Source organism: Brevundimonas sp. PWP3-1b1 (assembly GCF_049896065.1).
In the GTDB taxonomy this organism is placed as follows: domain Bacteria; phylum Pseudomonadota; class Alphaproteobacteria; order Caulobacterales; family Caulobacteraceae; genus Brevundimonas; species Brevundimonas intermedia_B.
In genome coordinates, this window is sequence record NZ_JAFCTO010000002.1 from 378,940 (window position 1) to 404,260 (window position 25,321).

Genomic DNA, 25,321 nt, shown 5'->3' on the forward strand with positions numbered 1-25,321 from the left:
CGCCCGCGGAAGCCGAGGATGGGAGCGTTGGATTTGCGATGGACGGCCTAAAGACCGTGTTTCGCGCGCGCCGCCTCGACGATACGGCGGGCCGCATCGAAGGCCGCCTCTATACCCATGTCGGTCGTATCCAGCAAGACCGCGTCGTCGGCCTGGACCATGGGGGCCGCGCCCCGCCCCGCGTCGCGCTCGTCGCGACGCTGAATATCGGCCAGCATGGCCTCGAAGGCGATGTCGGATCCGCGCGCCGTCAGCTGCTTCCAGCGGCGCGTCGCACGGACCTGCGGTGTCGCCGTGACGAACAGCTTGGCCTGGGCGTCCGGCGCGATCACCGTGCCGATATCACGCCCGTCCAGCACCGCCCCGCCAGCCTGGGCCGCGAACGCCTGCTGCAACTCCAGCAAGGCGGCGCGCACTCCGGCGAAGCTGGCGACCTGGCTGGCCGCCTCTCCCGCCTCGCCTGTCGTCAATCGCGCATCGTCCGACAGACCGGTTGCATCCAGCCCCCTCGCCGCCTCGGCCGCCGCCGCCTCGTCATCCAGCGACCCGCCGTCCTCCAGCACCCTCATCCCCACGGCCCGGTACAGCAGCCCCGTGTCCAGATGCGGCAGTCCATAGGTCTGGGCTAGGCGCGCGGCGATGGTCCCCTTGCCAGAGGCGGCCGGTCCGTCGACGGCGATGATAAGAGGCGTCAAGCGGCCGAATCCACGCGAACGGGGGCAAGACGAAGACCGAGCGCCTGCATAACCTTGAAAATGGTCGAAAGCTCGGGCCTGCCCTCCTCGCTCAACGCGCGATAAAGGGCGGTGCGCGACAGTTCGGCGTCCTTGGCCATCTGCGTCATGCCTTTGGCGCGCGCGACGACGCCCAGGGCGTTGGTGATGATGCGCGGATCGCCGAACTCTGCGGCCTCCTCGAAGGAAGCGATCAGATATTCCTCCACCGCTTCCGGCGAATTCAGATACCGTGCGGGATCAAATGCGATCGTCGCCTCACTCATCTCGATACTCCTTGGCCGGCCGTTTCGCCTCGACGATGTCGCGACTCTGGCTGGACTTGTCGCCTCCGGCCAAAACAATGACCCAGGCCTCGTTTCGCTTCAGCACATACAGGCGATACCCCGGACCATAGGTGATCCTCAGTTCGCTGACGCCCTCGCCAACCGGCTTCACATCACCCCAATGACCGCGGGACAAACGCTCAAGACGGGTCGTGATGCGAGCCACCGCTCTGTGATCCCGAAGATTCAGCAGCCATCGGTCGAATGCGAGAGCGAACTCCAGCCTCACCTGGCGATTGTCGTCTATAGGCGACATTTGGTCAAGCGATCCGTCCGCCCAGCCCATTCATCATCTCGACGAAGCCGGGGAAGCTGGTGGCGATCATTCCGGGTTCGTCGACCGAGACCGGCTGTTCGGCGGCCAGGCCCAGGACCAGGTGGCTCATGGCGATGCGGTGGTCGTGGGCGGTGTGGACTGTGGCGCCGCCGCGAACCCCTCCGCCAGTGACGATAAAGCCCTCAGGCTCTTCCTCGACCTGGACGCCGCAGGCGCGCAGGCCCTCGACCATCAGCGAGATCCGGTCGCTCTCCTTGACCCGCATTTCGCCCACGCCGCGCATGATGGTGACGCCGTCGGCGAACGCCGCCGTCGCCGCCAGGATCGGATATTCGTCGATCATCGAGGCGGCGCGCGCCTCGGGCACGACAACGCCATTCAGGGCCGAATGACGTGCGGTGATGTCGCCGACCTCCTCGCCGCCGGCCTCGCGCCGGTTCGATATGGTCAGGTCGGCGCCCATCTCGATCCAGGTGTCGAAAAGGCCGGTGCGCAGGGTGTTCAGCATCACCCCCTCGACCGTGACCTCCGACCCCGGCACGATCAGCCCCGCCGCCAGGGGGAAGGCCGCCGAAGACGGATCGCCCGGCACGGCGACGAAGGTTCCGGTCAGCGGCTGACCACCCTTCAGCGTCACCTTCCAACCCTCGCCCACCTCTTCCACGCCGACCTCGGCGCCGAAGGCGCGCAGCATCCGCTCGGTGTGGTCACGGCTCTTTTCCGGCTCGACCACCGAGGTGACGCCCTCGGCGTTCAGCCCGGCCAGCAAGATGGCCGACTTGACCTGGGCCGAGGCAACCGTCTGCACATAGTCGATGGCCTTCAGCGTTCCGCCGGTGAGGGCCACCGGCAGCCGATCCTCGGCCGCCTGCCAATCGAACGCCGCGCCCATGTCGGCCAGCGGCCCGGTCACCCGCTTCATCGGCCGCTTCCGCAGAGAGCCGTCGCCGTCGAAGGTCGCCGTCAGCGGATAGCCCGCCGCCGCCCCCATCAGCAGGCGCACCCCGGTCCCGGCATTGCCGCAATCGATCACCGACACCGGCGTCTTGAAGCCGCCCGCGCCCTCGATCCGCCATTTGCCGTCGCCCGTCCGCTCGACCTTGGCGCCGAAGGCCTCGACCGCGCGGCCGGTCGCCAGAACGTCGTCGCCTTCCAGCAGGCCCTCGACCTCGGTCACGCCCGACGCCATTCCACCCAGGATCATCGACCGGTGCGACATGGATTTATCGCCGGGCGCGCGGACCTTGCCAGTCAAGGCGGACGAACGGCTCGCAGTCAGTTGGGCGGTCAGTTGGGAAGGCATATTCACCCGTTTCAGGCTGTATTGTCGAAACGGCCGCGCGGGCGGCGCGAAAGATGGCTTTTGACAGCGGGTCCAAGGGGTGGCAAGGGACCGCCCCGAATTCAACCCGTTGAAAGTGTCCTCACGTGGCCAATCCAGAACTGGGCGCCAAGCAGGTCTGCCCCAACTGCCAGGCGAAATTCTACGACCTGAACCGTAGACCCGCCCACTGCCCCAAATGCGCGACGGAATTCGATCCGGAAGAAGCGCTGAAGCTGCGCAGCCGCCGCGCTCGCCCCGGCTATCCGGCAGACGACGAGGCTGAAGACCAGGTCAAGGACAAGAAGGTCGACGGCGACGAGGACGAGGAAGAAGACGTCAAGACGCCCGAGATCGACGAGGAAGGCCACGAGCCCATCCTGACGCCGGACGACGAGGACGAGGACGTTCCAGCCGATGCGTCGGAAGAATCCGGCATGGGCGCGACCGACGGCGACGACGATCTGGCCGACGACGATGAAGACTCCGTGCCGTTCATCGAAGACGACGACGATGACTCGATCGACGACGAGATCGCCAAGCCGTCGCGCGACGACGACTAACCTCTCTGGGCCTATCGCGCGTCGCGCTACTTGAGGGCTTGTTTCGTGGGCCTATCGCGCTTCGCGCTACTTGAGGCCCGGCTTCCTCTGGGCTTCTTGCGATCAGGCTCAGATTCTTGTTGCACCCGCCGCATTTCCCGTTAGGGAAGCGCGGCGGGACAGCAGGCTTTTCCAGCCACTTCGGTTTGAAAAATCTGCGTATTTTCACCTCCGGGAACGCGGTGAAAATAAATCTCGAAACGGGCTTGATCGTAGAAAAGCCCTGACATAGTTTCCGCCGCCTCGCCGGGGGCCATCGCAAGATGAACCGGGCGAACCAGACCGACAGGTCCGGGGCTTTAGCTCAGTTGGTAGAGCGCTTGCATGGCATGCAAGAGGTCAGCGGTTCGACTCCGCTAAGCTCCACCATCAGCCTCCCTCTTTCACCGGCACGACCGGGAAAGAGGGAGACTGGCCACCCTCCTGCGAACTTGACCATATCCGGGAACTTATTCCCGCTCGCCCGCGCTCATCCCTCGACATCATGTCAACGAGGAGACACGGCTATGGGTGAGATCAAGGAAGGCATGGAAGTGATCGGCGCGGACGGCGTTCACGTCGGCGTCGTCGATCGCGCCGAAAGCGACCGTATCAAGTTGACCCGACGCGAAGGGTCCGGCGCCCACGCGGGCCATCACCACTATATCGAGAACGGCTTCGTCGCCGGGGTCGAGGGCGACAAGGTGCGCCTGTCGGCCAACGCCGACGTCGCCGTGACGCTTGAGGAAGAAGAGTCTGGCCGACCCGTCGATCTATGATCGAGACGGCGGCGACGGCTCAGAACAGCGTCGCCGCCATGCTAAGCGTCAAAATCAGAGAGCCGGGCTGACGCAGGGCTTCCCTTGCCTGCTCAGCGCACGATGATTGGTAGGGTCTGGAAGAATACGCCGACGCCGGCGATGACGCAGGCGCCGAGAGCGACCTGAAGTTCGAAACGCTCGCGCGGGTCCGCAGGATGGCGACGCAGCATCGTCGCCACGAGCAGGCCCAGCCCAACCTCGCCAGCAAGACACACCAGGCTGAAGACGATTCCCGCCAACAACCATGCGGGATCATCGGACGTGGCGGCGACGTCCGCCACGGAGGTGATCAGATAGACGCCCAGAAAATGGGCCGCCCAGATCAGCAGTCCGCCCGTCAGGATCAGCCAGCGCTTGATATCAGCCTCCCGGGAACAGGTGGGTCAGTACGGCGGCGTAGACGCCCTGAGCGGCGGAGAAGCCGATGAACAAGGCGATCAGCTGATAGGTGGCCGGCCGCTGCGGCGAGAGCAGGCCGAAGCTCCAACGCGCCAAGGCGAACAGACCCATCAGGCCGCAGATGCCGGCGAACATCCCTTGCCAGGCCAACAGGCCAAAGACGGTCGCGCCCTGGCTGTTCACGTCGGGACGCAGGCCCGTGCCCCACCAGGCCGTGAAATCAACGCCCCAGCCGCCGAGGATGGCCAGGCTGGCCAGCAGCATCAAGACGGCGGCGATCATTCCGCTACGCGGACGATCAAGGGCCAGGGCCTTGACCGAAAGCCAGGCCAGCAGCCCCGCCGCAGCCATCAGGGCGATCACCAGAAGCAGCGACGACAGCTCGGGCGGCGCCTGCCACAGGTCAGGCCGTCGGCTCCACAGGAAGATGTAGGAGAATCCCGCCATCAGGGCCACCATGCCCGCCACGATCAGGGTGATGACCATAGCCCACCAGCCATGGCTGCTTGGGCCCGAGACATAGGTGGGCACGCGCACGCCGCCGCCGATATCGACCGTCGCCTGCGGGTGGGGTCGATCCAGCCGCCAGCACCACTTCAGAATGCAGTAGAGCGCCAGCACACCGCTGATCACAGACGCCAGATAGGCCTGGATGGTCAGGATCAGGAAGAAGCCCGCCGTGAAGATTGCAGCCCAGACATACCAGCTGGAGGGGCGAGGCATCCGAAGCAGATACTGCGGCTCGGCGTTCAGGGGACTGGTGACGATCGTCTCACGCTCGCCACGCGGCGCACCGGGCAGGAAGTAGCGACCGGCCTCCACATCGCGGGCCAGGTCGGGCTGGTCCCAGACGGGATACAGGCTCTTGATCACCGGGACAGAGCGCAGCGAATACCGGCCGGAGGGCAGCCACTCCAGCCCCGGCCCGCCGAAGACATTGCCCGCGTCCTTGTTCCCGAACGGGCGGAAGTTGCGGATCATGTCGATCATCCACAACACCACGGCGAGGCCGAACATGAAGGACCCGACCGTCGAGATCATGTTGGGCAGGTCCCAGCCCCGATCCGGCAGATAGGTATAGACCCGGCGCGGCATACCCATCAGCCCGGTCAGATGCATCGGCATGAAGGTCACGTTGTGGCCCACGAACATCAGCCAGAAGATCCACTTGCCCCACCGCTCGCTCAGCGGCCGGCTGCTGGACATCGGGGTCCAGTAGTAGATGGCGGCGAACAGGGGGAAGACCATTCCCCCGATCAGGACGTAGTGCAGGTGGGCGACGATGAAATAGCTGTCGTGGGCCTGCCAGTCGAACGGGACCATGGCGACCATCACCCCGGTCAGCCCGCCCATGACGAAGATCACCAGCCCCCCGACCGCAAACAGACCGGGGGTGTTGAACCGCATCTTTCCGGCCGCCAGGGTGGCGATCCAGGCGAAGACCTGAACCCCCGCTGGCACGCTGACGGCCATGGAGGCGGCGCTGAAATAGTTGATCGAGATCTGCGGCATGCCCGTGGTGAACATGTGGTGCGCCCAGACGCCGAAGCTGATGAATCCCGTCGCCAGCATGGCCAGCACCACCAGCCGATAGCCGACCAGCTTTGTCTGGGCGACAGCCGGGATCAGGGTCGACATGGCCCCCGCCGCCGGCAGGAAGATGATGTAGACCTCGGGGTGGCCGAAGAACCAGAACAGGTGCTGCCACAGCATGGGGTCCCCGCCCTTGGCCGCATCGAAGAAGGGCCAGCCGAGCGCGCGTTCCAACTCCAGCAGCAGGGTCGACAGGATGATCGACGGAAAGGCGATGATGATCATGCAGGCGAAGATCAGCATGGCCCAGGCGAAGATCGGCAGCTTGTCCAGCGTCATGCCCGGCGCGCGCGTCTTCAGCACCCCGACGATGATCTCGATGGCGCCGGCGATGGCCGAAATCTCGATGAAGCCGATGCCCAGCAGCCAAAAGTCGGCGTTGATCCCTGGCGAATAGGCCATGCTGGTCAGGGGCGGATACATATACCAGCCGCCGTTCGGTGCCAGGCCGAAGAACAGCGACGCGAAGAAGCACAGTCCTCCGACCAGATAGGCCCAGAAGGCGTAGGCGCTCAGCCTCGGGAACGGCAGGTCGCGCGCGCCCAGCATCTGGGGCAACAAGAGCACGCCCAGCGCCTCCACCGCCGGGACGGCGAACAGGAACATCATCACCGTGCCGTGCATGGTGAAAATCTGGTTGTAGGTCTCCTGCGCCAGGAAGCCCGTCATCGGCAGGGCCAGCTGGGTCCGCATCAGCAGGGCCAGCACCCCCGCCAGCACGAAGAACAGCATGGCCGCGCCGACGTAATAGACGCCGATATAGTTGTTGTTGATCGCGGTGATCCATTCCCACGGACGACGCGGGCCGCACCAGACCTCTTCCAACTGCTCCAGTTCGCCCTCGGGCCGGGCTTCGGTCGTGGGGAAGCGTTTGTAGAGTTCAGGATCGAACCCGGTTTCCGAACTCATTTCAGGCTTTCCAGATAGGCGGCGACGGCGCGCACGTCCTGGCCCGACAGGACCGCATAGGAGGGCATCCGATTGCCCGGCTTCAGGCTCTGGCTGTCCGAAATCCAGCCGGCCATCGTCCCCTGATTGTTCGGCAGGATGCCGGCGCCCAGGGTCTGGCGCGATCCGACATGGGTCAGGTCCGGGCCGGCCAAGCCATTCGCCTCGGTCCCGCGAATGGTGTGGCAGGCGGCGCAGCCCGAGGCGGCGAAGACGTTGCGCCCCTGGTCGATCAGAGCCAGCGGTCCCTGGGCCGACGGCACGGCGGCGGCCGGCCGCGACTGTCGCTCAAGCCACGCCGAATAGTCGTCCGGCGCATGGGCCACGACCACCAGCCCCATCAGGGCGTGCGGCCCGCCGCAATATTCGGCGCACTGTCCGCCGTAGGTCCCGGGCGCATCGGCCTGCAGCCGCATGAAGTTGCGACGGCCGGGGATCATGTCGGTCTTGCCGCCCAGGCGAGGCACCCAGAAGCTGTGGATCACGTCCGCGCTTTCCAGCTCGAACACCACCGGCTGCCCGGCGGGGATGTGCACCTCGTTGGCGTCCTGGACGATCTCGCGACCCTGGCCGTCCAGATAGGCGACGCGCCACCACCACATCTCTCCCGTGACGCGCACCCGCATCTCGCCGGGCTTTGGCGCATCGGCCACCCGCGCCGTCGTGGTCAGCCCGTAGATCAGCAGGCTCGTCAGCACGACCACCGGAAAGGCCAGGCCGGCGATCCAGATCAGCCGCTCGCCCCCAACCCGCCGCTTCCACTTGCGCGGCCCGAACAGGGCGACGCCCAGCGCGACCAGCACGACGACCATCACCACCGCCGCCATGACGAACAGCACCCAGGCCACGGTCTGGATCGGCCCGGCGAACGGTCCGGCTGGATCGAGCACGGGCGGGGGCCATCCGGCGATTCCGGGAGGAGCTTCAGTCTTCATCGAGCGTGTACAGATAGGCCGCGACGTCGCGGGCTTGGTCTTGCGTCAGGGGCATAGGCGGCATCGCGGTTCCGGGGTCCATCGACGGCGCGTCGATCAGCCAGCGAATCAGGACATCGGGCTGGTTCGGCAGGCGTCCCGCGATCAGGGGCCGCGCGCCGAAACCGGCAAGGTTCGACCCCGACCGTCCCTCGGGCCAGGCGACGCCGGGAATATTGTGACAGGCGGCGCAACCGACCTCCTCGATCACCGCCAGTCCGGCGGCCGGGTCGGCCTGAACCATCGGCCGCGGCAGGTCGGCCTTGTCCACGCAGGCGCACAGGGCGAGCGCCAGCGCGCCGGCCATCGCCCGCCGCCCCATCGCCTCGCCCGTCGTCCGAAAACCCATCCGCCCCCCAAAGCTTCGCCAGACCAATCCCCTTGTCGGACGGAGGTTCCCGACTGCGACACGGAACGCCTTGCGTGGTCGGGTGGAACCTCCGCCATAAGCAGGTGTTGCATCGCCGTGCGCGCGCCTCTTTCCGCCCTTGTCCTGCTGACCGGCCTGACCGCCTGCGACTCCACGTCGGGTCAGACGGATCGCGCCTTCACGGCCAATGGCCAGGTGATCGCCATGAGCGGCGGCGCCGGCGGCGCGGCCAACGCCTGTTTCACCTGCCACGGCCTGGACGGCGGCGGAGACGGCGTGGCGGCGCCCCGTCTGGCGGGCCTGGACGCCGGCTATCTGCAAAAACAGATGGAAGATTACGCCTCAGGCCTGCGCCCCGACGACGCCATGACTAGGATCGCCAAGGCTCTGGACCAGAAAGGCCGGCGCGAAGTCGCGGCCTACTATGCGTCCCTGCCCGTTCCGCAAACCCAGACGTCGGCCGCAGCCCCCGCGCCTGCGATCTATCGCCAGGGCGACGCCTCACGCGGCATCGTGGCCTGCGCCTCCTGCCATGGCCTGGACGGTCAAGGGTCCGGTCAGGGCGGCAATCCCCAGATCGCGGGCCAGCCCGTCGCCTACACCCTGGAACAGATCGACCGCTGGAAGTCGGGCGAGCGCCGCAACGATCCGCGTGGGGTCATGGCCGCCGCCGTCAAATCGCTTTCGGACCCAGAAGCCCGCGCCATAGCGTCCTGGCTGTCGACGCAACCCGCTTCTCCAGCGCCCGCCAGCGCCGCTGCCACCGGGTCCGCTTCCGTTGACGCAGCGGCACGACCGGCAGCATCGCGTGAAACACGTCGTCCCTATCGATCAGATGGTGCTTGAGCGCCGCGCCCGCGTGGATCGGAATCATCAGCAACAGGGTCACGACCAGGCCCCAATGCATCCATTCCGCCGCCGCCTCGATCGCCCATAGCTGGGTGTTCGACAGGTCCTGAAGCGGCAGCAGCGGCCATTTGATAAAACCCAAGGTCTCCAGCTGCCGCGTCCGATCCGTCGCCGAGATCATGGCCCAGCCGGACAAAGGCAAGCCGAACAGGCAGATGTAGAAGACATAGTGGGTGACATGGGCGGCCATGCTCTCCCACCCCGGCTTGTCCGCATCATTGATCAGATCGGGCGCCAGCAGCCGCCACGACAGCCGGCCGATCACCAGGATCAGCATCAGCACACCGACCGCGAAATGCAGGTCATAGGCGGCCATCATCGCGCCGCCGACCGGCTGACGTCCCATCCACCAGCCCCAGCCGAGCTGGAAGATCACCAGACCCGCCATGACCCAGTGAAACAGGATGCCGACAGGCGAATACCGCCCCTCGTCATGGTGCCCCGCCGCCCATTCGAGCAGTTGCGTAAAGAGCTTCTCGATCACGCCGCCCGCGCCTCGACATCAGGCCCGATCATCCGACCCAGCCGCCACAGGGCTGCGAACAGATACAGCGCCGCCGCCGGCGCCCACATGATCAGCCCGGCCGCCTGCTGGTCCTCCAGCGGCGTCATGCCCCAGGCCAAGGTGGTATAGGCGTGCGGCGCATAGACGGCCTGACCCGCAAAGGTCAGCACCGCTCCCAGCAGCCCCATCGCCAGCATCGCCGCCAGAAGCGCCACGACCGCTGCCGGGGCCGTGGCCGCCCGCGCCGCCGCCCAGAACCACGTCGCACTGGCCAACAAGCTGATCTGCATCACCCAATAGACGCCATCATTCGACAGGGCGGCGGCATAGGCCCCCGGCGCATGCCAGGCCCAGAAGATGACCGCCTGAACCGCCGTCGCCAGCACCAGCGGTCCATAGCCACGTCTCGGCAGGGCAGCAGCGATCAGGGGAGCGGCGACGGCGACCAGCAGGACGTGGTGCACGGTCCGGGCCGAAAACAGCGCCGAACTGAGCGCGCACAGGGGTGACACGAAACCAACCGCCAGCACCCCTATCGCCGCCAAGCCAAACGCGCGCCTCGTACCCTGAAGGCGCAAAGCGATCAGCATCGTTGCCGCAGCCATGATCAGCAGAAGCACCGGGTCAAGATTCCAGCGCCAGTCACCGGCCTCGGGCGCCGGCCCGCAATAGGGCGACCAGATGGTCTCTGGACTGGTCACCATGGCTACCTCTGCGGTGCGATCCGCCAGACCGTATTGGACAGGTCGTCGGCCACCAGAAGCACGCGCTTGTTCGCGTCGAAGGCCACGCCGACCGGGCGGCCGCGCGCTTCGCCATTCTTCAGGAAGCCGGTGGCGAAATCGACCGGCGGACCGGCGGGGCGACCGCCGTTGAAGGGCACCCAGGCGACCTTGTAGCCGGACGGATCCTGGCGGTTCCAGCTGCCGTGCATGCCGATGAAGGCGCCGTTGGCGAACGCACCGCCGAAGCCGCCATTGCGCGCGAAGTCGATGCCCAGCGCCGCGACGTGCGAGCCAAGAGCGTAGTCCGGCGCGACGGCCTTGGCGACCATCTCCGGATTCTGCGGCATCACGCGCGGATCGCGGTTCTGGCCCCAATAGCTGTAGGGCCAGCCATAGAAGGCGCCGTCCTTCACTTGGGTCAGGTAATCCGGCACCAGTTGCGGGCCCAACTCGTCGCGCTCGTTGACCACCGACCACAACAGGCTGGTCGTCGGTTCGATCGCCAGGGCGGTCGGGTTGCGGATGCCGGTGGCGAGGGTCCGGCGCGCGCCGGTCGCCCGGTCGATCTCCCAGACCACGGCCCGCTCTTCCTCCACGGCCATACCGCGTTCGCCGACGTTGGAGTTGGAGCCGATGCCGACATAGAGCTTGGTCCCATCGGCGCTGACGGTCAGGGCCTTGGTCCAGTGGTGGTTGATCCGCGAAGGCAGTTCGGTGACCCGCTCAGCTGGCGTCGCGATGCCGGTCTGGCCCGGCTGGAAGGCGAAGCGCACCAGCGCGCCCTGTTCGGCGACGTAGAGAGACCCATCGACATAGGCCAGGCCGTAGGGCGCATCCAGGTTCTCGACCAGGACGGTCCGCAGTTCGGGGATACCGTCATTGTTGGCGTCGCGCAGCAGGGTGATGCGGTTGCCGCCTTTGATCTTGGTGTTGCCCTGTTTCTTGATCACGCCGGCGATCACGTCCTTGGGCCGCAAGGGCGGAGCGTGGCCGCCGCGCCCCTCGGCGATCAGGACGTCGCCGTTGGGCAGGACCAGCATCTGGCGGGGGATCTTCAAGTCGGTCGCGAAGGCGCTGACGGTGAAGCCTGCCGGCACGGTCGGCGTCTCGCCGTTCCAGCCGGCGGGCGGGCTGATTTTCATCGCCGGCACCAGGGTCTCGTTGACCTGGGGAAGATCGGGCGTGGCGCCGGTCTGGTTCAGCTTGGGATCGCTGGCGTTGCCGCACGAGGCGACGGTCAAGGCCATGGCGAGGGTCGCGGCGCTTGCGGCGAGCAGGTTCTTGTTCATCGGACGCTCTCCCGCGCGGCATAGGCGGTCCAGCCGGCGACGAGGACCAGGATTGTGCAGAGGATCGACAGAATCACGCCGAAGGCGCCGACAGAGCTCCAGGCGTCCTGGCTATGCTTGAAGGCGTTGACCAGGCCTAGCACCCAGGCCAGGGCCAGGGCGACCAGATGGATCAGCGCGCGGCGGGACCGTCCGAAAACGAAATTGATGATGGACAAGACGCCCGCCAACCCGCCGAACACCAAGGCGCCAGTGATCAACCAGGCCGAGAAGTTGGTCCACTGGATCTCGGCCGTCCTCAGATAGGCGATGTCGGTGAACAGGGCGAAGGTGAACAGGGCGATCGGAAACGCCAGCAATAGGCCGTGCAGCGGTCGAATGACCGCGCCTGATAGTCCGTGGGTGCTCATACCGGCCCTCTCCTGAAGTCTAGCTTGGCTAACCGTCTGATCGCGAAATGGTTCACCCGCATTCGAAACTGGGACTGCGTCATTTGCGCAGGCCAGGCGGGGCATAGCAGATCCCGGCTCTGGAAGACGGCGCGATGGCTGTGTCAAAGAACGGCTAAACCAGCACAGGCCGCGTCTAACCGGTTAGACACTTCGCCCTTAGCGGCATGTTCTCATTGATGAAATCTATAGAGGTGGCGACCCCGGAGGGACTCCAACCCCCGACCTCGGCTTTAGGAAAGCCTTGCTCTATGCAGCTGAGCTACGGGGCCACGGGGGTGACCTAGCGTCTTGGGGGGATTTGGAAAAGTGGGTGTCGCCGCTAACGGCGAAAAAGTCTGGTTTGGGGTTCGATGCGGCTGGGAGCAGGCTTGTGGTTAAGGCACCTTAACCTACCAGATGTCGCGGTGAACAAAGGACGAATGGGGCTATGTCGGCGATTCGGTCCTGATTCGTTTCACGCTTGTTCCGCGGCATGAGGCTTGGCCGTTAACTCGCCGGTGGGACGTGGGCGGTCAGGGCGCGCAGGCCTTCCAGCAGGCGTTCGGAACCGGGCGTGGCCTTGCCGTCGTCGGCCAGGGTCAGCCTGAGCACGCGGACGTGGACTTCGACGGATGGCCAGGACCAGACGCCGGCGGCGCGCATGCGGTCGGCGATCTCGCACAGGCTGAATGCGGCCTCGAAGAAGGCGGGGACGTCCAAATAGCCGGCCATATCGACCATGGCGGAGGCGAAGGCGTAGATCTGGGCCGGGGCGTCGTCGGGACGACTGACGCACAGGGCGTCGATGGCGTCGATGTTGGTCGCCAGCAGATCGAAGACGTGATCGCGCTGGCCCTCCAGCGCCTGATTGGCGCGGGATTCGGCCTCGACGATCAGCCGTCCGCCGGGGCGGGCCATCTGACGTTGGAGCGAGGTGTGGACCTTGCGGATGGTGGGCTTGGTCATCTGGCTCGGCTCACAGGCTGACCTTCATCGGTTTCATCAGCATGTCGATGTCGTCCTGACCCATGTTTTCTTCGACGGCGGCGCCCAGTTCGCCGGACAGGTCGCTTTCGCGACGACCGTCGGTTCCGGCCGGCGGGCCATAGTTGCGCACCCGGCGGTCGGGTCCGACATAGTGTTCGGCCTCGACGAAATCGCGGTCCTCGGCGCCCAGCCAGATGACGCGCTTGAGCAGTAGCGAGGGCGACAGGGGTTTGGCGACCACGAAGCTGGCGCCGCAGTCGCGGCCCTGCTGAACCTTCGCCTGGGACGCGTGGCCCAGGATCATAATGACGGGCACATAGCGGGTCGGCGTCGGGGCGTCGCGCCGCAGCCAGCGCACGAACTCATAGCCGTCCATGTCGGGCATGATGCAGTCGATCAGGATCAGATCGACGGCGCGGCGGGCCAACAGTTCCGTCGCCGCCTGGGCTGACGCGCACTTGATCTGTTCCTTGCAGCCGAAGCCCTGGACGATGGAGCCCAGCATATCCAGAGACGTCGGCTGATCGTCGATCAGCAGAACCGTGGTGTGCGCCAGATTGACCCGATCGCCCTGGGCCATGTCATCAAAAGAGCATCAGGTCGCCGGCGTCGGCGGTGGAGGCCGGGCGATGCTCGCCGGCGGCGGGCCGCAGGCGACCGGCCATGTCGGCGAGCGACAGCCGGCTGACGGCCTCGGACGGACTGGCGCCGCCGCCCAGCATGCGCAGGACGCCGGACAGGGCCTCCAGCCTCTGGGTCAGGGCGTCCAGGGCCTGGGCCTGGGTAAGGGCGTTTGGGCGTTCCTCGGGCGGGGCGCGGCGGACCAGATCGCTGACCAGGGCTTCGATCCCGTCGATGCCTTCGCGGACCAGCATCAGTTCGTCGGCGACGGCGGCCAGCAGGTCGGCATGTTCGGGAGGGGCGCTCATGATCAGAACAGTTCCAGGGCGCCGGTATCGACCGGCGCGACGATGGGCACGGGCTTGGGCGCGACAGTGTCGGTGACCGCGCGTTGCATGGCGCGGCCGGAGACGGGCCAGTAGTGCAGGCGTCGTCCGCCGTCGCCGCGCAGGCTGCCGCCCACGACCGGAATGCCTTCGTCGCGCAGAAACTTCTCGGCGAAGTCGGCGTTGGCGCGGCCCACGTCGCGCAAGCTGTCGAACATGCGGCCGCCGCCGAACAGCTTGGCCTCCATGCGCTCGCGACGGCCGCCGGCCTTGAGCATGTCGTTGATCAGAAGCTCCATCGCATAGGCGCCGTAACGACGCCCTGCGTCGGTCCCCGCCCCCGCCCCTTCCGGCAGCAGGAAGTGGTTCATGCCGCCGACGCCGGCCAGCGGATCCCGCAGGCACATGGCGACGCACGAGCCCAGGATGGTGCTGAGCACGACGTTGGGATCGGACGTGATGTGGTGCTCGCCCTGACCGACGTGTACGCGCTTTTCCACGCTCTCTCTCAGGGCGGCGAAGCTCATGTCAGGGGACCGAAGACGGCTTCCAGCTTGCCTTTGAGCTGAGCGACCGTGAACGGCTTGACCAGATAGTTGTTGACGCCGAACTGCACGGCGCGCTGGACCAGTTCGCGGTCGGCCCGGCCGGTCAACATGATGAAGGCGGTCTTGGACGTGGGCGGGTGGGCGCGCACGGCGCGCAGCAGGCCCAGCCCGTCCAGGTTCGGCATGTTGTAGTCCGAGATGATCAGGTGCGCGGGCTTGGAGATGATGTCGCGCAGGGCGATCTCGCCGTCGGCGGCCTCGCGGATCTCGCGAACCCCGAGCTGTTGCAGACTGGTGCGGACCAGCGAACGCATGGTCATCTGATCGTCCACGACCAGGCAGTGAAGTGAGGCGGCGGCGGGCATGAGGTACGCTCCCGGTTAGGCGACTGACCGCGCGGCCTGATTGGCGCACAGTTCGAGGATGGCGGGGGACAGGCGGTGCAGCGGCAACTGCCGCTCCACGGCGCCCAGTTCGAAGGCGGCTTTCGGCATGCCGTAGACGACGCAGGTGGCCTCGTCCTGGCCCAGGGTTCGGCCGCCGGCTTCGCGCATGGCGAGAAGGCCCTTGGAGCCGTCTCGGCCCATTCCCGTCAGGATGACGCCGGTCATCGGGCGCTTCAGGCGGACGACGGACTCGAACATCACATCGACGGAGGGACGGTGGCCATTGACGGGATCGCTGGGAACCAGGCGGCACCGCGGCGTCATGCCAGACGAGACCTCCAGATGGGTCGCGCCGCCGGGCGCCACATAGATATGGCCCGGCTGCAGCGGGGCGCCCTCCACGGCCTCGGTCACGTTCGGGGCGCAGACGCGGTCCAGACGGGCGGCGAAGCTGGCGGTGAAGGTCGCCGGCATGTGCTGGGTGATGATCGTTGCGGGACAGTTGGCCGGAAAGCCGCTGAGCACCGTCAGCAGGGCCTCGACGCCGCCGGTGGACGAGCCGATGGCCAGGATATGATTGGGATCGGGATGATAGCCGCCCGGGGCCTGGGCGGCGGCGGGGGTGTCGCCGCGTGCGCGCACGCGCGAACGGGCGGCGGTCTTCACCTTGCCGATCAGATCATGGAAGGCGTCCACGCTGGCCACCGCCGGCTTGGCCACGGCGTCCACTGCGCCGATTTCCAGCGCAGCCAGGGTCACGTCGGTCCCGGCCGCCGTCAGGGTCGAGACCATGACCACCGGCATGGGCCGCAGCCGCATGATCTTTTCCAGGAACTCCAGCCCGTTCATATTGGGCATTTCGACGTCCAGAGTGATGACATCGGGGTTCAGGGCCTTGATCGCGGCGCGCGCCTCGATGGGATCGGCGGCGGTGCCGACCACCTCGATCTCCGGGTCAGACTTCAACGCGGCCGAAATCAGGCCCCGCATGGTCAGGCTATCGTCGACGACGAGGACGCGAACAGGATTCAGCGCGGGGATCATGCCGCACCGCCCAGGCGATAGGTGGTCAGGCCGGCGGTCTGAAGCTGGCTGGTGGCGGGGCCGGAGACGCGCTCCGAATGGCCGATATACAGGGTCGCGCCGGGGTTCATCAGCGGCGTGAACCGCTTCCACACCCGCTCCTGCGTCGCGTCGTCGAAATAGATGACGACGTTGCGGCAGAAGATGACGTCGAACTTGCCCTTCATCGGCCAGTCGCCGATCAGGTTCAGCTCCTTGAAGCTGACCAGGCGCTTCAGTTGCTGGCCCGCCGTCCATTGGCCGCGCTCGGCGCGGTCGAAATATTTGCGCCACAGGGTGACGGGCGCCGGCTCCAGCGCCTCTTCGGAATAGGTGCCGTCATGGCCTTGGGCGACCATATTGGGATCGATGTCGGTGGCCAGAATCCGCACGTCCAGGTCCGCCGCCTCGGGCAGGGCCTGAAGGATCGTCAGCGCCATCGAATAGGGCTCCTGTCCGTTCGAACAGGCGGCCGACCACAGGCGCACGCGGCCGCCGGCCCGCGCACGGGCGGCCAGTTCTGGCATGACCCTGTCGCGCAGGTCGTCGAAATGGTGCGGCTCGCGATAGAAGCGGGTGACATTGGTCGTCAGGGCGGCCGTCATCTTCTGACGCTCGTCCACACCGTCCACGCCATCGACCAGGGCGCAGTAGTCGCGGAAGCTGGTCAGGCCCAGAATGCGCAGGCGCTTGGCCAGCCGCGAATAGACCAGCGCGGCCTTGCCCTCGTTCAGGGCGATGCCGGCGTGGGCATGCAGCATTTCGGCGATGTGACGGAAATCATCGGCGGTGAAGACGAACTCGCCCTCGACGATGGATCCCCGACCGGCGGCGGCGTTCATGCGGCTTCGGCCTCGATCTGGGGCAGGATGTAATCCAGTTCGATCAGGCTGATCATGCGGCCATCGATCGAGAAGATGCCCTTGACGAAGGTCTTGACCTGATCGCTCGCGACGTCGGGCGTCGGCTGGACCGAGGCCTCGCTCATCTGCAGGATGTCGGACACGGCGTCGACCAGAAGACCGACCATCCGACCGCCGATATGGGCGACCATGATGACGTGACGCGCCGTCGGTTCCGAGGTCGTCAGGCCGAAGCGCGCGCCCAGGTCGATAATCGGCAGGACGGTGCCGCGCAGGTTGATGACGCCCTTCATATATCCCGGCGAACGGGGCAAGGGCGTCGCGGGCGTCCAGCCACGGATTTCACGCACCGACATGATGTCGACGCAGAATTCCTGGCTGCCGATGCGGAAGGCGATGAGTTCGCGCTGGGGATCTTTGGCTTCGGTCATGGTTCAGCTCGCGAGCTTGAAATCGGGACGGATGGATTTACGGCGCATGTCGGTGACGATGACGTCCACGTCGAGGATCAGGGCCACGCGGCCGTCGCCAAGAATGGTGGCGGCGGCGACGCCCTCGACCTGCTGGTAGTTGGTCTCAAGGCTCTTGATGACGACCTGGCGCTGGCCCTGGATGGCGTCGAACAGAAGGGCCGCCTGCTGGCCGCTCTCGGTCTCGACGACCACGGCGACGCCGTCGGTCGGGTTCATCGGCTGCTCGCGGAAACCCATGATCAGGGCCACGTCGATCAGCGGCAGGAACCGGTCGCGGAAGCGGATGACGGGGTCCACCCCACCGACGAAATGCAGGTCGGCGGCTTGGGGCGTCAGGCTTTCCACGATGGTCGGCAGGGGCGCGATCAGCGTCTGTTCGGCGGCGGCGACCACCATGCCGTCCAGCACCGCCAGCGTCAGCGGCAGGCTGAGGGTGAAGGTCGATCCCTTGCCTGGAACCGAGCTGATGGAGATGCGGCCGCCCAGGGCCTGGATCGAGCGTTTGACCACGTCCATGCCCACGCCCCGGCCCGAGATGTCGGACACGACGGCGGCGGTGGAGAAGCCCGGCGCGAAGATCAGATTGTCGATCTGCTCATCGGTCAGGGGGGCGTCGGCGGCGATCAGTCCCTTGTCGATGGCGATCTTCTTGACGCGTTCGCGATTGATGCCGCGCCCGTCGTCGGAAATCTCGATCACGATCCGGCCCGAGCGGTGCAGGGCGGCGAGACGCACCGTGCCCTCGGCCGACTTGCCGGCGGCGATACGCTCGTCAGGCGTTTCCAGCCCGTGGTCGATGGCGTTGCGCAACATATGGGTGATCGGCTCGGCCAAGCGTTCGACCACGGTCTTGTCGACCTCGGTGTCCTCGCCGACGGTGACCAGGCGGACCTGTTTGGAGACCATGTCGGCGACTTCGCGGACCAGACGCGGCATGCGCTGGAACACCGACTTTACCGGCTGGGCGCGGATGGCCATTACGCTGTCCTGGATCTCGCGGGTCAGCAGTTCCAGGTCTTCGAGGCCGAGCGCGATGCCGGACGAACGGGCCAGCCCGCTTTCCAGCACGCGTTGCGACAGCATGGCCTGCTGGATGACCAACTCGCCGACCACGTTGATCAGGCGGTCCACCCGATCCAGATCGACGCGGATGGTCACCGGCGCCGCCGCCATCGGTGCGGCGGCGGGAGGCGGCGCAGAAACGGCGGGCGCAGGGGCTGGCGCAGCGACCGGGGCCGCCACGACGGGCGCGGGTTCAGGCTCGAAGGCCGCGAACGGGATCGCCGCGGACGGCGTGTCCACCACCGCGCCGCCGGCCTTGGCCAGCAGGGCGGCGATGTCCAGATCGTCGCCGGCCGGCAGGACCGCCGCCGGTTCGTCTTCGAACGTTGCGCTCATGTCCGATGCGCCTCCCAGAGTGGCGCCAAGCGGCGTGATGGTCAGTTCGCAGTCGCTTTCGACGAAGTCGAAGACCTCGCGCACGACGGCTTCCTCGACGGCGGCGTCCAGATCGACCGTCCAGGTCAGGCAACCGTCCTCGACCGACAGGGCGTCCAGCGCAGGTGTTTCACTATCGTCCAGAACGACCGTGGTCGGGCCCAGGCGGCCCAGTTCGCGCAGCAATAGGCCGGTCTCGTTGGCGTTGGCGTACATCCGCCCCATCGGCTTGAACACGATGCGCCAGCCGACGGCCTCAGGTTCAGGCTCGGGGGCGGCGACGGGGTCGTCCAGCGGCATGTCGAAGGCCATCGGCATGAAACCGAAGTCGTCGTCTTCGTCCTCGACGGCGGGCGGCGCCTCACCGCCGTGGGTCAGCATTTCAAGCTCGGCGACCAGGGCGGCGGAACGGCCCTCGTCGACCTGCGGGATCAGGCCCTGGGCCGCCTGGATATGGTCGGCCAGCACGTCAGAGGCGCGCAACAGGGTCTTGATGGTGATCGTATCGCAGGGCTTACGTCCCGCACGCAGTTCGTCCATCAGGGTTTCGAACACATGGGCGAACCGGACCAGCGCCTCCAGTCCAAACGCACCTGCCCCGCCTTTGACGGAATGGACGGCGCGGAAGACGGCGTTGATCGTCTCCAGGTCGGTCTGACCCTGTTCCAGCAGCATCAACTTCGCTTCCAGGTCGGCGAGCAGTTCGTCGCATTCCTGGAAGAAGGTGGCTTTGATGGCTTCGAAGGCGTCCATTAGGTGCGGGTCCGTCGGGTGATCAGGCGGCGACGCGGCGAACGGCGTCCACCAGTTTTGCGGGGTCGAAGGGTTTGACGATCCAGCCAGTGGCGCCGGCGGCGCGGGCGCGGGCCTTCTTCTCGGCGTCGCTCTCGGTCGTCAGAACCAGCACCGGCGTGGTGCGATGGTTCGGATCGGCGCGCACGCCCTCGATGACGCCGAAACCGTCCATGCGGGGCATGTTGATGTCGGTGATGATGACATCGGCGCCCTTGGCGGCCAGCGTCTCCAGCCCGTCCACGCCATCGACGGCCTGGATCACGGTATAGCCTGCGTCTTCCAGCGCCATCAGCAACATGTCGCGCATGGTGCGTGAATCGTCGATCGTCAGAACGGTCTTGGTCATGCCAACGCCCCCTCGGTGTTGAAGTCAGGCGCGCCTAGGGCGGCCCACTGTTCTGTCCAGTATTGGGACGCAGACCCTAAGCTTAGGTTGACGCCGTCGGCGGCCCAGGTCTTGCGGGCCGACATGAGGATTTGCAGGCACAGCCCGCCCAGACGCTCGACGGCCGAGGCGTCCAGCGTCAGGTCGTGACCTCGCAGAGCCAGCAGTTCAGCCTTCAAGGGCTCGGCTGCATTCAGGTCCAGCACCTCGGCCAGGATCAGGGTCTCGCTCATCAGAACTCCTCCCAGCCGTCTTCGACGGCGGCGGCTTGCGGTTTCAGGGCCGCGCCGCCGCGTCCGATGGTTTTCAGCGCGGCGACCATGCGGCTCGCCGGCTTGGGCGCAGGCGGGGCGGAATGCTTGCGAACCGGCGCATGCGAAGCGGCCTGATGGGTCGATCCGACGCGGAACTGGGCGACCGAGGCCTGCAGGCTTTCGGCCTCCTGGGCCAGCGAATGGCTGGCGGCCGTCGATTGTTCGACCATGGCCGCATTCTGCTGAGTCACCTGATCCATCTGGTTCACGGCGGTGTTGACCTGGGCCAGGCCGACGGCCTGCTCCTGGGCCGAAGCCGCGATCTCGGTGACCAGGCTGTCGATCTCGGCGACCCGATCCACGATCCGTTGCAGCGCCTCGCCGGTCTCACCGACCAGTTTCACGCCGGCGCCGACCTGACCCGTCGAGGCCGAGATCAGAGTCTTGATCTCTTTCGCCGCTTCGGCCGACCGCTGGGCCAGAGCCCGGACTTCTGAGGCCACGACCGCGAACCCGCGACCCGCATCACCCGCACGAGCGGCTTCGACGCCTGCGTTCAGAGCCAGCAGATTGGTCTGGAAGGCGATCTCGTCGATCACGCCGATGATCTGGTTGATCTGGTTGGACGAGCCCTCGATGGCTTGCATGGCGGAGACGGCGTCGCGAACGACCATGCCGCTCTTTTCGGCGTCGCCCCGCGCAGCCTGAACCACGTCGGAGGCCTGACGCGCGCCCGAGGCGGTCTTGTTCACCGTGGCGGTGATCTCGTCCAGGGCGGCGGCGGTTTCCTCAAGCGAGGCCGCCTGCTGCTCGGTGCGGCGCGACAGGTCGTCGGCGGCCTGGCTGATCTCGCTGGCGCCGGAACGGATGCCGGACACATTGCCGACCACGACCGAGATGGCCTGCTGAAGTTGGGCGATGGCGGCGTTGAAGTCGGCTTTCAGCGATTCCGAACGGGGCGCGACCTCGACCGTGAACCGATGGGTCAGGTCGCCATTGGCCATGGCGGACAGACCGTCGGCCAAGGCGTCCAGAGCAACCTTGTCCTCGGCGGCGACGCGGGCTTTTTCGGCTTCGTTGGCGACGCGCTCCTGTTCGCTCATCGAGCGATGCGACGCGGCTTCCTGCTCGACACGGACCTTGTCGACGGCGGCGTCGCGGAAGGCGACGATGGCCTGGCCCATCTTGCCGAACTCGTCCTTGCGGTCGGCGCCGACGATCTGAATGGCGGTGTCGCCAGCCATCAGCTTCTGCATATAGCCGATCATCGAGAAGATCGGCCGCACGATGGCGCGGGTCGCGATCAGGCCGGCCACCAATGCGATCGCCAGGGCGGCGGTCAGACCGCCGATCAGGCCGATCATGGCCGACTTACTGGCCGCAGCCTGCTTCTCGGCCGACGCCTGTCTAAAGATGTCGTTGTTGCTCTTGATTGAGTCGATCGTCTCTTCGACGGGGGCGACATAGGTGTCGGCGGAGCCATTGCGGCCGACCATCTGAACCGCCTGAGCGCCTCGACCATCGCGAACCATGGCCACGCCGGCTTCGACGACATTCTTGTACCAGGTCGCGTTGGCCTCGATGGCCGTGTCGATCGGCGCAGCGCGGTCCGCCGGCAATTCGCCGCGCAAGTCCTGCATCGCGGCGAGAAATTTGGCACGGTGGGCGTCCAGGCGTTCGAGGTAGTAGGGATCCTGAGACAGCAGATAGCCGCGGAAGGCGTTTTCCTGGCGCGCCATGTAGAATTCGGCGGTCGCGGTGGTGCGGTTCGCCTGATTCTCCATCGTACGGGCTTCACCCGCCGCTTCCAGCCTGAGCAGGCTCGTCACGACAACAGCGCCCATGATGGCGATCGCAGCCAGCACCAGACCGAAGGCCACGAACAGCTTACGGCCGACGGGCATATTCTCGATAATCTTCAACTCAACATCCCCCGATGGATCGGTAACTCAGAACGAATAGGTGGCGGCGGCGACGAGACGGCCCTCATAGGGCTCTCCCACGCTGTGGCGGTCGGTGTCGTACCAGCGCAGATCGACGGCGAAGGCGTCGGTCAGCTTGTGCTTGGCGCCGACGTTCCAGGCGTTGTAGTCGACCCCGCCGTCCGCCATGCGGTTGGCGACGGCGGCTGAAACCTTGGTGTTGGCGGCCACGGCGACCGTGCCTTGAAGCTCTAGCCACCAAGCTTCCTTCGTGGCGGCGAAACCGTCGGGCGAATAATTGACCCGAAGGCGCGTGGCGACCGCGCCCAGTTTGCGCGAAGCATCGGCCTGATATTCCCAGTAGTTGTCATCGACACCGGCGCGCGCGCCGGGCAGATCTCGGTTCACAACGCCCAGGTCGAAGTCGAGGCCGGCCGCCTTGGAGCGCCAGCCGACCATGCTGACGATTTCCATATCAAAGCCTTGCGATCCCGCTGCGTCAGAAACGAAGACGCTGGCGTAGCCGTCGCCGAATCCGACCTCGGCCTTGGCGAAGGGCGCGACCTTCTCGTTGCTCTTGCCCAGTCCCTTGCCCGTGTACTGGCTGGCCACGCCGACATCCAAGCCGAACGACTGGGCCGCGACTGGACCGGCGAAGCATACTGCCGCGGCGATGGTGGCAATCAGGAGGGGCGACTGAGACATGGGTATCCTTGAAGCTTCTGCATTCTGAAGCTTAAGGATGAGGCGCTGGTTAATATTATTTCTGAACCACGCCGTAGGTAGGAATGCGTAACAATGGCGAGCCTATTCGCGGACGGTGATCGCCAAGCGCGGCAAATGGGCACGGCGAACAGTCACCCCCGGAATTACAGGTTTTCAAGCAATGAATAGCCGTTATAACAAATAGGTCAAAAAAGCGGCGACGAGACAGTCAAAATCAGCCTCATGCTATCGAGTTAAGTCATAGTGCAGTTTCGAAACGCACCCATGTTGCGAACGGTTCGCTTGAACCAAGTGCTGCGATGCACAACAACCTTGCGTGGCGGTGCTTTAGTCGCATTCATATCGGTCCTGTTGGCGGTCGGAATCAGCACAGCGCTCAAGCCATTCGGTCAATTATACTATTTGCCTATGGTGCCCGCCGTTATGGCTACCGCGTTGCTCGCAGGTCGGCCAGCGATCTTGTTGTCGATCGCACTGTCCATCAGCGTCAACCTTTGGTTGCTGAGATGGGACAGCCTGCTGGATGCCATGACCAACACCATCCTGTTCGCTATTATTGCCTGGCTCATTGGCGAAGTGTGCAATCGCCTGGCGCTGGCCCTTCACGCCGAGACCGCCCTGACCAAAAATCTTGCGGTTCGCAAAGCTCTGCTCAAAGCGATACTAAAATCCGTCCCTGTCGTGACGCTGGACGATCGAGGCATGGTTCAACGCGTCACGCCCGCCGCAGCCGAGATTTTGGGCGTTTCCCATGAAGAGGCGCTGGGTCGTCCGTTTCAAACCTTCGTGCCGGAGTTCGACGAGGTGGCCCTGCTCAAAGCGCAGGAAGGCGGCGACGGGTCGGCCCTGCCTCCCGCTTGGTGGACCGCCCGACGCCCGAATGGAACAAGCCTTCCGCTCACGATCCAGGCCGACATCCTGCCCGACGACATCTCTCCGGAACGCATCGTGCTGGCGCTCGCCGATCAGACGCTCGCCGATACGATGCGCAACCGACAGCACGACCTGAACGAACAGCTCAGCAGGGTATGGAGACTGAACTCCATGGGCGAAATGGCGGCGACGCTGGCGCATGAACTGAACCAGCCTCTGACCGCGGCAAGCGTCTATCTGCACGCGGGTCAAACGGACCTGGCCAGGGCGGGGCTGATCGGCGATAGCGCCAGCCGGGCTCTCGACCTAGCCAAGGCCCAGCTGCTGCGCGCCGGAGAGATCGTTCGCAGGATGCGCGAGCGGATATCCACCGGCGCACGCACCTTCACCGAAGAACGCGCGGCGCTGATGATCGCGGATCTGGATCCGATATTCGCCCTCATAAGCCGCGACACCGACGTCGCGATCGACATTCAGATGGATGAGGGCGACGACCGCGTACTGGCCGACCGGATCCAGCTCCAGCAGGCGGTCGCCAACCTGGTCCGCAACGCTGTGGACGCCGCCGCCGGTCGGGCCAGCGGTCTGGTTTCGGTGAAGGGTCGCTCCCTGGCCGCCGAAGGTTACGAAATCACGGTGGAAGACAATGGCGCAGGCATAGCGGACGACCAGGTGGACCGCATCTTTCGCCCGATGATCACCTCCAAAGCCGGCGGCATGGGGCTGGGCCTGTCGGTGACCCGATCCATCGTCGAGAGCCACGGCGCCGCACTCGTCGTCGGGCGCAGTCGCCTCGGCGGCGCCGCTTTCGCCTTCCGCCTGTCCCGCGTTCCGGAGCTTGAGACCGCATGATCCAGCATTCCGTCTTCGTCGTCGACGATGACCCGGCCATGCGGGACGCCCTCCTGCTGATGTTGCGAGCCGAAGGGTTCCGGGCACGCGCCTTTTCCAGCGCCAGCGATTTTCTGGAAGCTCTGCCGCCCGACAAGAGCGCCTGCGTGGTGACGGATATGCGCATGCCCGGCCTCAATGGAACCGACCTGGTTCGCAAGGTTCGAGAGTTGCGGGGCGACAGTTGGCCCGTAATCGTCATCACCGGCCATGCCGATGTTCCCCTGGCCGTTCAACTGATGAAGGCCGGGGTCGTCGATTTCATCGAGAAGCCCTTCGATCCCAACCGCCTGCTGGAATCCGTACGCGGCTGCGTCATGTCGCTGAATAGCCGCGAAGCCGACCGCGCGGCGCGCGAGGCGGCGACCTCGCGGCTGGCCACCCTGACCGCCCGAGAACGTCAGGTCTTCGACGCCCTGATCGAGGGCTGTTCCAACAAGGAGATCGCGCTGCGACTGGAGATCAGCCCCCGCACCGTCGAAATCTTCCGCGCCAAGGTGATGACCAAGATGGAAGCCGCAAGCCTGTCCGCCCTGGTTCGTATGGGAATGCGCGCCGGCGACGCTTGA

Annotated in this window: 29 protein-coding genes, 2 tRNA genes and 1 pseudogene; 6 read left to right on the plus strand and 26 right to left on the minus strand. The window is 66.0% G+C overall.

Translation table 11 applies throughout. From position 1 onward, the window contains the following. Nucleotides 1-47: 47 nt before the first annotated feature. From cmk to aroA, 4 genes are read right to left on the minus strand one after another with little or no spacing between them, the layout of a single operon-like run. A complete protein-coding gene (gene cmk, locus ACP69V_RS13705) occupies nt 48-695 on the minus strand; it encodes a (d)CMP kinase (RefSeq protein WP_426024363.1) in 648 nt (215 codons plus the stop codon). Beyond that, on the minus strand, nt 692-1,000 hold the full coding sequence (locus ACP69V_RS13710; protein ID WP_426024364.1) for an addiction module antidote protein: 309 nt from the start codon (nt 998-1,000) through the stop codon (nt 692-694). The genes cmk and ACP69V_RS13710 overlap by 4 nt, the downstream gene beginning before the upstream one ends. Next, a complete protein-coding gene (locus tag ACP69V_RS13715) occupies nt 993-1,346 on the minus strand; it encodes a type II toxin-antitoxin system RelE/ParE family toxin (RefSeq protein ID WP_426024365.1) in 354 nt (117 codons plus the stop codon). Before ACP69V_RS13715 ends, ACP69V_RS13710 begins: the two co-directional genes overlap by 8 nt. After that, nucleotides 1,321-2,640: a 3-phosphoshikimate 1-carboxyvinyltransferase gene (aroA, locus tag ACP69V_RS13720; RefSeq protein WP_426024366.1), complete on the minus strand. Its 1,320-nt coding sequence runs from the start codon at nt 2,638-2,640 to the stop codon at nt 1,321-1,323. Before aroA ends, ACP69V_RS13715 begins: the two co-directional genes overlap by 26 nt. 125 nt (nt 2,641-2,765) lie before the next feature. Between aroA and ACP69V_RS13725 the strand changes: the two genes are divergently transcribed. The 3 genes from ACP69V_RS13725 (at nt 2,766) to ACP69V_RS13735 (ending at nt 4,018) form a co-directional block, all read left to right on the plus strand. After that, the gene (locus ACP69V_RS13725) at nt 2,766-3,221 is read left to right on the plus strand and encodes a TIGR02300 family protein (protein WP_426024367.1); all 456 of its coding nucleotides are present in this window, start codon (nt 2,766-2,768) and stop codon (nt 3,219-3,221) included. A gap of 332 nt (nt 3,222-3,553) precedes the next feature. Continuing rightward, nucleotides 3,554-3,629: transfer RNA gene (locus ACP69V_RS13730), tRNA-Ala, on the plus strand. 137 nt (nt 3,630-3,766) lie between these two features. After that, nucleotides 3,767-4,018, plus strand: coding sequence for a DUF2171 domain-containing protein (locus ACP69V_RS13735; protein ID WP_426024368.1), 252 nt, complete (start codon nt 3,767-3,769; stop codon nt 4,016-4,018). Between the two features lie 92 nt (nt 4,019-4,110). Here the strand turns inward: ACP69V_RS13735 and ACP69V_RS13740 are convergent, their stop codons facing one another. From ACP69V_RS13740 to ACP69V_RS13755, 4 genes are all read right to left on the minus strand, one after another. Beyond that, the gene (locus ACP69V_RS13740) at nt 4,111-4,341 is read right to left on the minus strand and encodes a hypothetical protein (RefSeq protein ID WP_426024369.1); all 231 of its coding nucleotides are present in this window, start codon (nt 4,339-4,341) and stop codon (nt 4,111-4,113) included. A gap of 79 nt (nt 4,342-4,420) precedes the next feature. Then, nucleotides 4,421-6,961 (minus strand): cbb3-type cytochrome c oxidase subunit I, encoded by a 2,541-nt coding sequence (locus ACP69V_RS13745; RefSeq protein ID WP_426024370.1) that lies wholly within the window; start codon nt 6,959-6,961, stop codon nt 4,421-4,423. Continuing rightward, nucleotides 6,958-7,890 carry a cytochrome c oxidase subunit II gene (gene coxB, locus ACP69V_RS13750; RefSeq protein WP_426024371.1) on the minus strand — a complete coding sequence of 311 codons (933 nt, stop codon included), beginning with the start codon at nt 7,888-7,890 and terminating at the stop codon, nt 6,958-6,960. The genes ACP69V_RS13745 and coxB overlap by 4 nt, the downstream gene beginning before the upstream one ends. A gap of 34 nt (nt 7,891-7,924) precedes the next feature. After that, complete coding sequence (locus ACP69V_RS13755) at nt 7,925-8,323, minus strand: c-type cytochrome (RefSeq protein ID WP_426024372.1); 399 nt, start codon at nt 8,321-8,323, stop codon at nt 7,925-7,927. A gap of 225 nt (nt 8,324-8,548) precedes the next feature. Here ACP69V_RS13755 and ACP69V_RS13760 point away from each other — a divergent pair. Then, nucleotides 8,549-9,010: pseudogene (locus tag ACP69V_RS13760) on the plus strand (c-type cytochrome); the annotation flags it as partial. Between the two features lie 7 nt (nt 9,011-9,017). On the opposite strand, the gene ACP69V_RS13765 reads toward ACP69V_RS13760, so the two are convergent. The 18 genes from ACP69V_RS13765 to ACP69V_RS13850 form a co-directional block, all read right to left on the minus strand. Continuing rightward, nucleotides 9,018-9,737: a cytochrome b gene (locus tag ACP69V_RS13765; protein WP_426024373.1), complete on the minus strand. Its 720-nt coding sequence runs from the start codon at nt 9,735-9,737 to the stop codon at nt 9,018-9,020. Continuing rightward, nucleotides 9,734-10,462 (minus strand): cytochrome c oxidase assembly protein, encoded by a 729-nt coding sequence (locus ACP69V_RS13770; RefSeq protein ID WP_426024374.1) that lies wholly within the window; start codon nt 10,460-10,462, stop codon nt 9,734-9,736. The genes ACP69V_RS13765 and ACP69V_RS13770 overlap by 4 nt, the downstream gene beginning before the upstream one ends. 2 nt (nt 10,463-10,464) lie before the next feature. Beyond that, nucleotides 10,465-11,730, minus strand: a complete 1,266-nt coding sequence (locus ACP69V_RS13775) for a PQQ-dependent sugar dehydrogenase (protein ID WP_426024711.1) — start codon at nt 11,728-11,730, stop codon at nt 10,465-10,467. Nucleotides 11,731-11,768: 38 nt separating this feature from the next. After that, nucleotides 11,769-12,182: a DUF2231 domain-containing protein gene (locus ACP69V_RS13780; protein ID WP_426024375.1), complete on the minus strand. Its 414-nt coding sequence runs from the start codon at nt 12,180-12,182 to the stop codon at nt 11,769-11,771. A 234-nt stretch (nt 12,183-12,416) separates the two neighbouring features. Further along, nucleotides 12,417-12,493 (minus strand) — tRNA-Arg (locus ACP69V_RS13785). A 217-nt stretch (nt 12,494-12,710) separates the two neighbouring features. Next, nucleotides 12,711-13,169 carry a hypothetical protein gene (locus ACP69V_RS13790; RefSeq protein WP_426024376.1) on the minus strand — a complete coding sequence of 153 codons (459 nt, stop codon included), beginning with the start codon at nt 13,167-13,169 and terminating at the stop codon, nt 12,711-12,713. A gap of 10 nt (nt 13,170-13,179) precedes the next feature. Further along, nucleotides 13,180-13,770 (minus strand): response regulator, encoded by a 591-nt coding sequence (locus ACP69V_RS13795; RefSeq protein ID WP_426024377.1) that lies wholly within the window; start codon nt 13,768-13,770, stop codon nt 13,180-13,182. Nucleotides 13,771-13,774: 4 nt separating this feature from the next. Next, nucleotides 13,775-14,119 (minus strand): hypothetical protein, encoded by a 345-nt coding sequence (locus tag ACP69V_RS13800; RefSeq protein ID WP_135194676.1) that lies wholly within the window; start codon nt 14,117-14,119, stop codon nt 13,775-13,777. A 2-nt stretch (nt 14,120-14,121) separates the two neighbouring features. Further along, nucleotides 14,122-14,664: a chemotaxis protein CheD gene (locus ACP69V_RS13805; RefSeq protein WP_426024378.1), complete on the minus strand. Its 543-nt coding sequence runs from the start codon at nt 14,662-14,664 to the stop codon at nt 14,122-14,124. Continuing rightward, the gene (locus ACP69V_RS13810; protein ID WP_008262387.1) at nt 14,661-15,050 is read right to left on the minus strand and encodes a response regulator; all 390 of its coding nucleotides are present in this window, start codon (nt 15,048-15,050) and stop codon (nt 14,661-14,663) included. The genes ACP69V_RS13805 and ACP69V_RS13810 overlap by 4 nt, the downstream gene beginning before the upstream one ends. Before the next feature lie 15 nt (nt 15,051-15,065). Further along, complete coding sequence (locus ACP69V_RS13815; protein WP_426024379.1) at nt 15,066-16,115, minus strand: protein-glutamate methylesterase/protein-glutamine glutaminase; 1,050 nt, start codon at nt 16,113-16,115, stop codon at nt 15,066-15,068. Continuing rightward, entirely contained in the window at nt 16,112-16,975 is an 864-nt protein-coding gene (locus tag ACP69V_RS13820) for a CheR family methyltransferase (protein ID WP_426024380.1), read from the minus strand. The genes ACP69V_RS13815 and ACP69V_RS13820 overlap by 4 nt, the downstream gene beginning before the upstream one ends. Next, on the minus strand, nt 16,972-17,427 hold the full coding sequence (locus ACP69V_RS13825; protein WP_135194673.1) for a chemotaxis protein CheW: 456 nt from the start codon (nt 17,425-17,427) through the stop codon (nt 16,972-16,974). Before ACP69V_RS13825 ends, ACP69V_RS13820 begins: the two co-directional genes overlap by 4 nt. Before the next feature lie 3 nt (nt 17,428-17,430). Further along, nucleotides 17,431-19,659: a chemotaxis protein CheA gene (locus ACP69V_RS13830; protein WP_426024381.1), complete on the minus strand. Its 2,229-nt coding sequence runs from the start codon at nt 19,657-19,659 to the stop codon at nt 17,431-17,433. 22 nt (nt 19,660-19,681) lie between these two features. Then, the gene (locus tag ACP69V_RS13835; RefSeq protein WP_426024382.1) at nt 19,682-20,047 is read right to left on the minus strand and encodes a response regulator; all 366 of its coding nucleotides are present in this window, start codon (nt 20,045-20,047) and stop codon (nt 19,682-19,684) included. Then, nucleotides 20,044-20,319 (minus strand): STAS domain-containing protein, encoded by a 276-nt coding sequence (locus ACP69V_RS13840; RefSeq protein ID WP_426024383.1) that lies wholly within the window; start codon nt 20,317-20,319, stop codon nt 20,044-20,046. The genes ACP69V_RS13835 and ACP69V_RS13840 overlap by 4 nt, the downstream gene beginning before the upstream one ends. Beyond that, on the minus strand, nt 20,319-22,244 hold the full coding sequence (locus tag ACP69V_RS13845) for a methyl-accepting chemotaxis protein (RefSeq protein WP_426024712.1): 1,926 nt from the start codon (nt 22,242-22,244) through the stop codon (nt 20,319-20,321). The genes ACP69V_RS13840 and ACP69V_RS13845 overlap by 1 nt, the downstream gene beginning before the upstream one ends. A 45-nt stretch (nt 22,245-22,289) precedes the next feature. Beyond that, the gene (locus tag ACP69V_RS13850) at nt 22,290-22,967 is read right to left on the minus strand and encodes a TorF family putative porin (RefSeq protein ID WP_426024384.1); all 678 of its coding nucleotides are present in this window, start codon (nt 22,965-22,967) and stop codon (nt 22,290-22,292) included. Between the two features lie 312 nt (nt 22,968-23,279). Between ACP69V_RS13850 and ACP69V_RS13855 the strand changes: the two genes are divergently transcribed. Together ACP69V_RS13855 and fixJ are read left to right on the plus strand one after the other, a co-directional pair. Then, on the plus strand, nt 23,280-24,713 hold the full coding sequence (locus ACP69V_RS13855; protein WP_426024713.1) for a two-component system sensor histidine kinase NtrB: 1,434 nt from the start codon (nt 23,280-23,282) through the stop codon (nt 24,711-24,713). Then, complete coding sequence (gene fixJ, locus ACP69V_RS13860; protein WP_426024385.1) at nt 24,710-25,321, plus strand: response regulator FixJ; 612 nt, start codon at nt 24,710-24,712, stop codon at nt 25,319-25,321. The genes ACP69V_RS13855 and fixJ overlap by 4 nt, the downstream gene beginning before the upstream one ends.

Coding starts and splice junctions, on each gene's coding strand:
- ACP69V_RS13815 (WP_426024379.1), bottom strand. CDS start 16,115: ATGATCCCCGCGCTGAATCCTGTTCGCGTCCTCGTCGTCGACGATAGC.
- aroA (WP_426024366.1), bottom strand. CDS start 2,640: ATGCCTTCCCAACTGACCGCCCAACTGACTGCGAGCCGTTCGTCCGCC.
- ACP69V_RS13810 (WP_008262387.1), bottom strand. CDS start 15,050: ATGCCCGCCGCCGCCTCACTTCACTGCCTGGTCGTGGACGATCAGATG.
- ACP69V_RS13715 (WP_426024365.1), bottom strand. CDS start 1,346: ATGGGCTGGGCGGACGGATCGCTTGACCAAATGTCGCCTATAGACGAC.
- ACP69V_RS13835 (WP_426024382.1), bottom strand. CDS start 20,047: ATGACCAAGACCGTTCTGACGATCGACGATTCACGCACCATGCGCGAC.
- ACP69V_RS13710 (WP_426024364.1), bottom strand. CDS start 1,000: ATGAGTGAGGCGACGATCGCATTTGATCCCGCACGGTATCTGAATTCG.
- ACP69V_RS13755 (WP_426024372.1), bottom strand. CDS start 8,323: ATGGGTTTTCGGACGACGGGCGAGGCGATGGGGCGGCGGGCGATGGCC.
- fixJ (WP_426024385.1), top strand. CDS start 24,710: ATGATCCAGCATTCCGTCTTCGTCGTCGACGATGACCCGGCCATGCGG.
- ACP69V_RS13745 (WP_426024370.1), bottom strand. CDS start 6,961: ATGAGTTCGGAAACCGGGTTCGATCCTGAACTCTACAAACGCTTCCCC.
- ACP69V_RS13735 (WP_426024368.1), top strand. CDS start 3,767: ATGGGTGAGATCAAGGAAGGCATGGAAGTGATCGGCGCGGACGGCGTT.
- ACP69V_RS13795 (WP_426024377.1), bottom strand. CDS start 13,770: ATGGCCCAGGGCGATCGGGTCAATCTGGCGCACACCACGGTTCTGCTG.
- ACP69V_RS13780 (WP_426024375.1), bottom strand. CDS start 12,182: ATGAGCACCCACGGACTATCAGGCGCGGTCATTCGACCGCTGCACGGC.
- ACP69V_RS13840 (WP_426024383.1), bottom strand. CDS start 20,319: ATGAGCGAGACCCTGATCCTGGCCGAGGTGCTGGACCTGAATGCAGCC.
- ACP69V_RS13820 (WP_426024380.1), bottom strand. CDS start 16,975: ATGAACGCCGCCGCCGGTCGGGGATCCATCGTCGAGGGCGAGTTCGTC.
- ACP69V_RS13825 (WP_135194673.1), bottom strand. CDS start 17,427: ATGACCGAAGCCAAAGATCCCCAGCGCGAACTCATCGCCTTCCGCATC.
- ACP69V_RS13850 (WP_426024384.1), bottom strand. CDS start 22,967: ATGTCTCAGTCGCCCCTCCTGATTGCCACCATCGCCGCGGCAGTATGC.
- ACP69V_RS13775 (WP_426024711.1), bottom strand. CDS start 11,730: ATGGCCTTGACCGTCGCCTCGTGCGGCAACGCCAGCGATCCCAAGCTG.
- ACP69V_RS13800 (WP_135194676.1), bottom strand. CDS start 14,119: ATGAGCGCCCCTCCCGAACATGCCGACCTGCTGGCCGCCGTCGCCGAC.
- ACP69V_RS13770 (WP_426024374.1), bottom strand. CDS start 10,462: ATGGTGACCAGTCCAGAGACCATCTGGTCGCCCTATTGCGGGCCGGCG.
- ACP69V_RS13805 (WP_426024378.1), bottom strand. CDS start 14,664: ATGAGCTTCGCCGCCCTGAGAGAGAGCGTGGAAAAGCGCGTACACGTC.
- ACP69V_RS13830 (WP_426024381.1), bottom strand. CDS start 19,659: ATGGACGCCTTCGAAGCCATCAAAGCCACCTTCTTCCAGGAATGCGAC.
- ACP69V_RS13790 (WP_426024376.1), bottom strand. CDS start 13,169: ATGACCAAGCCCACCATCCGCAAGGTCCACACCTCGCTCCAACGTCAG.
- ACP69V_RS13845 (WP_426024712.1), bottom strand. CDS start 22,244: ATGCCCGTCGGCCGTAAGCTGTTCGTGGCCTTCGGTCTGGTGCTGGCT.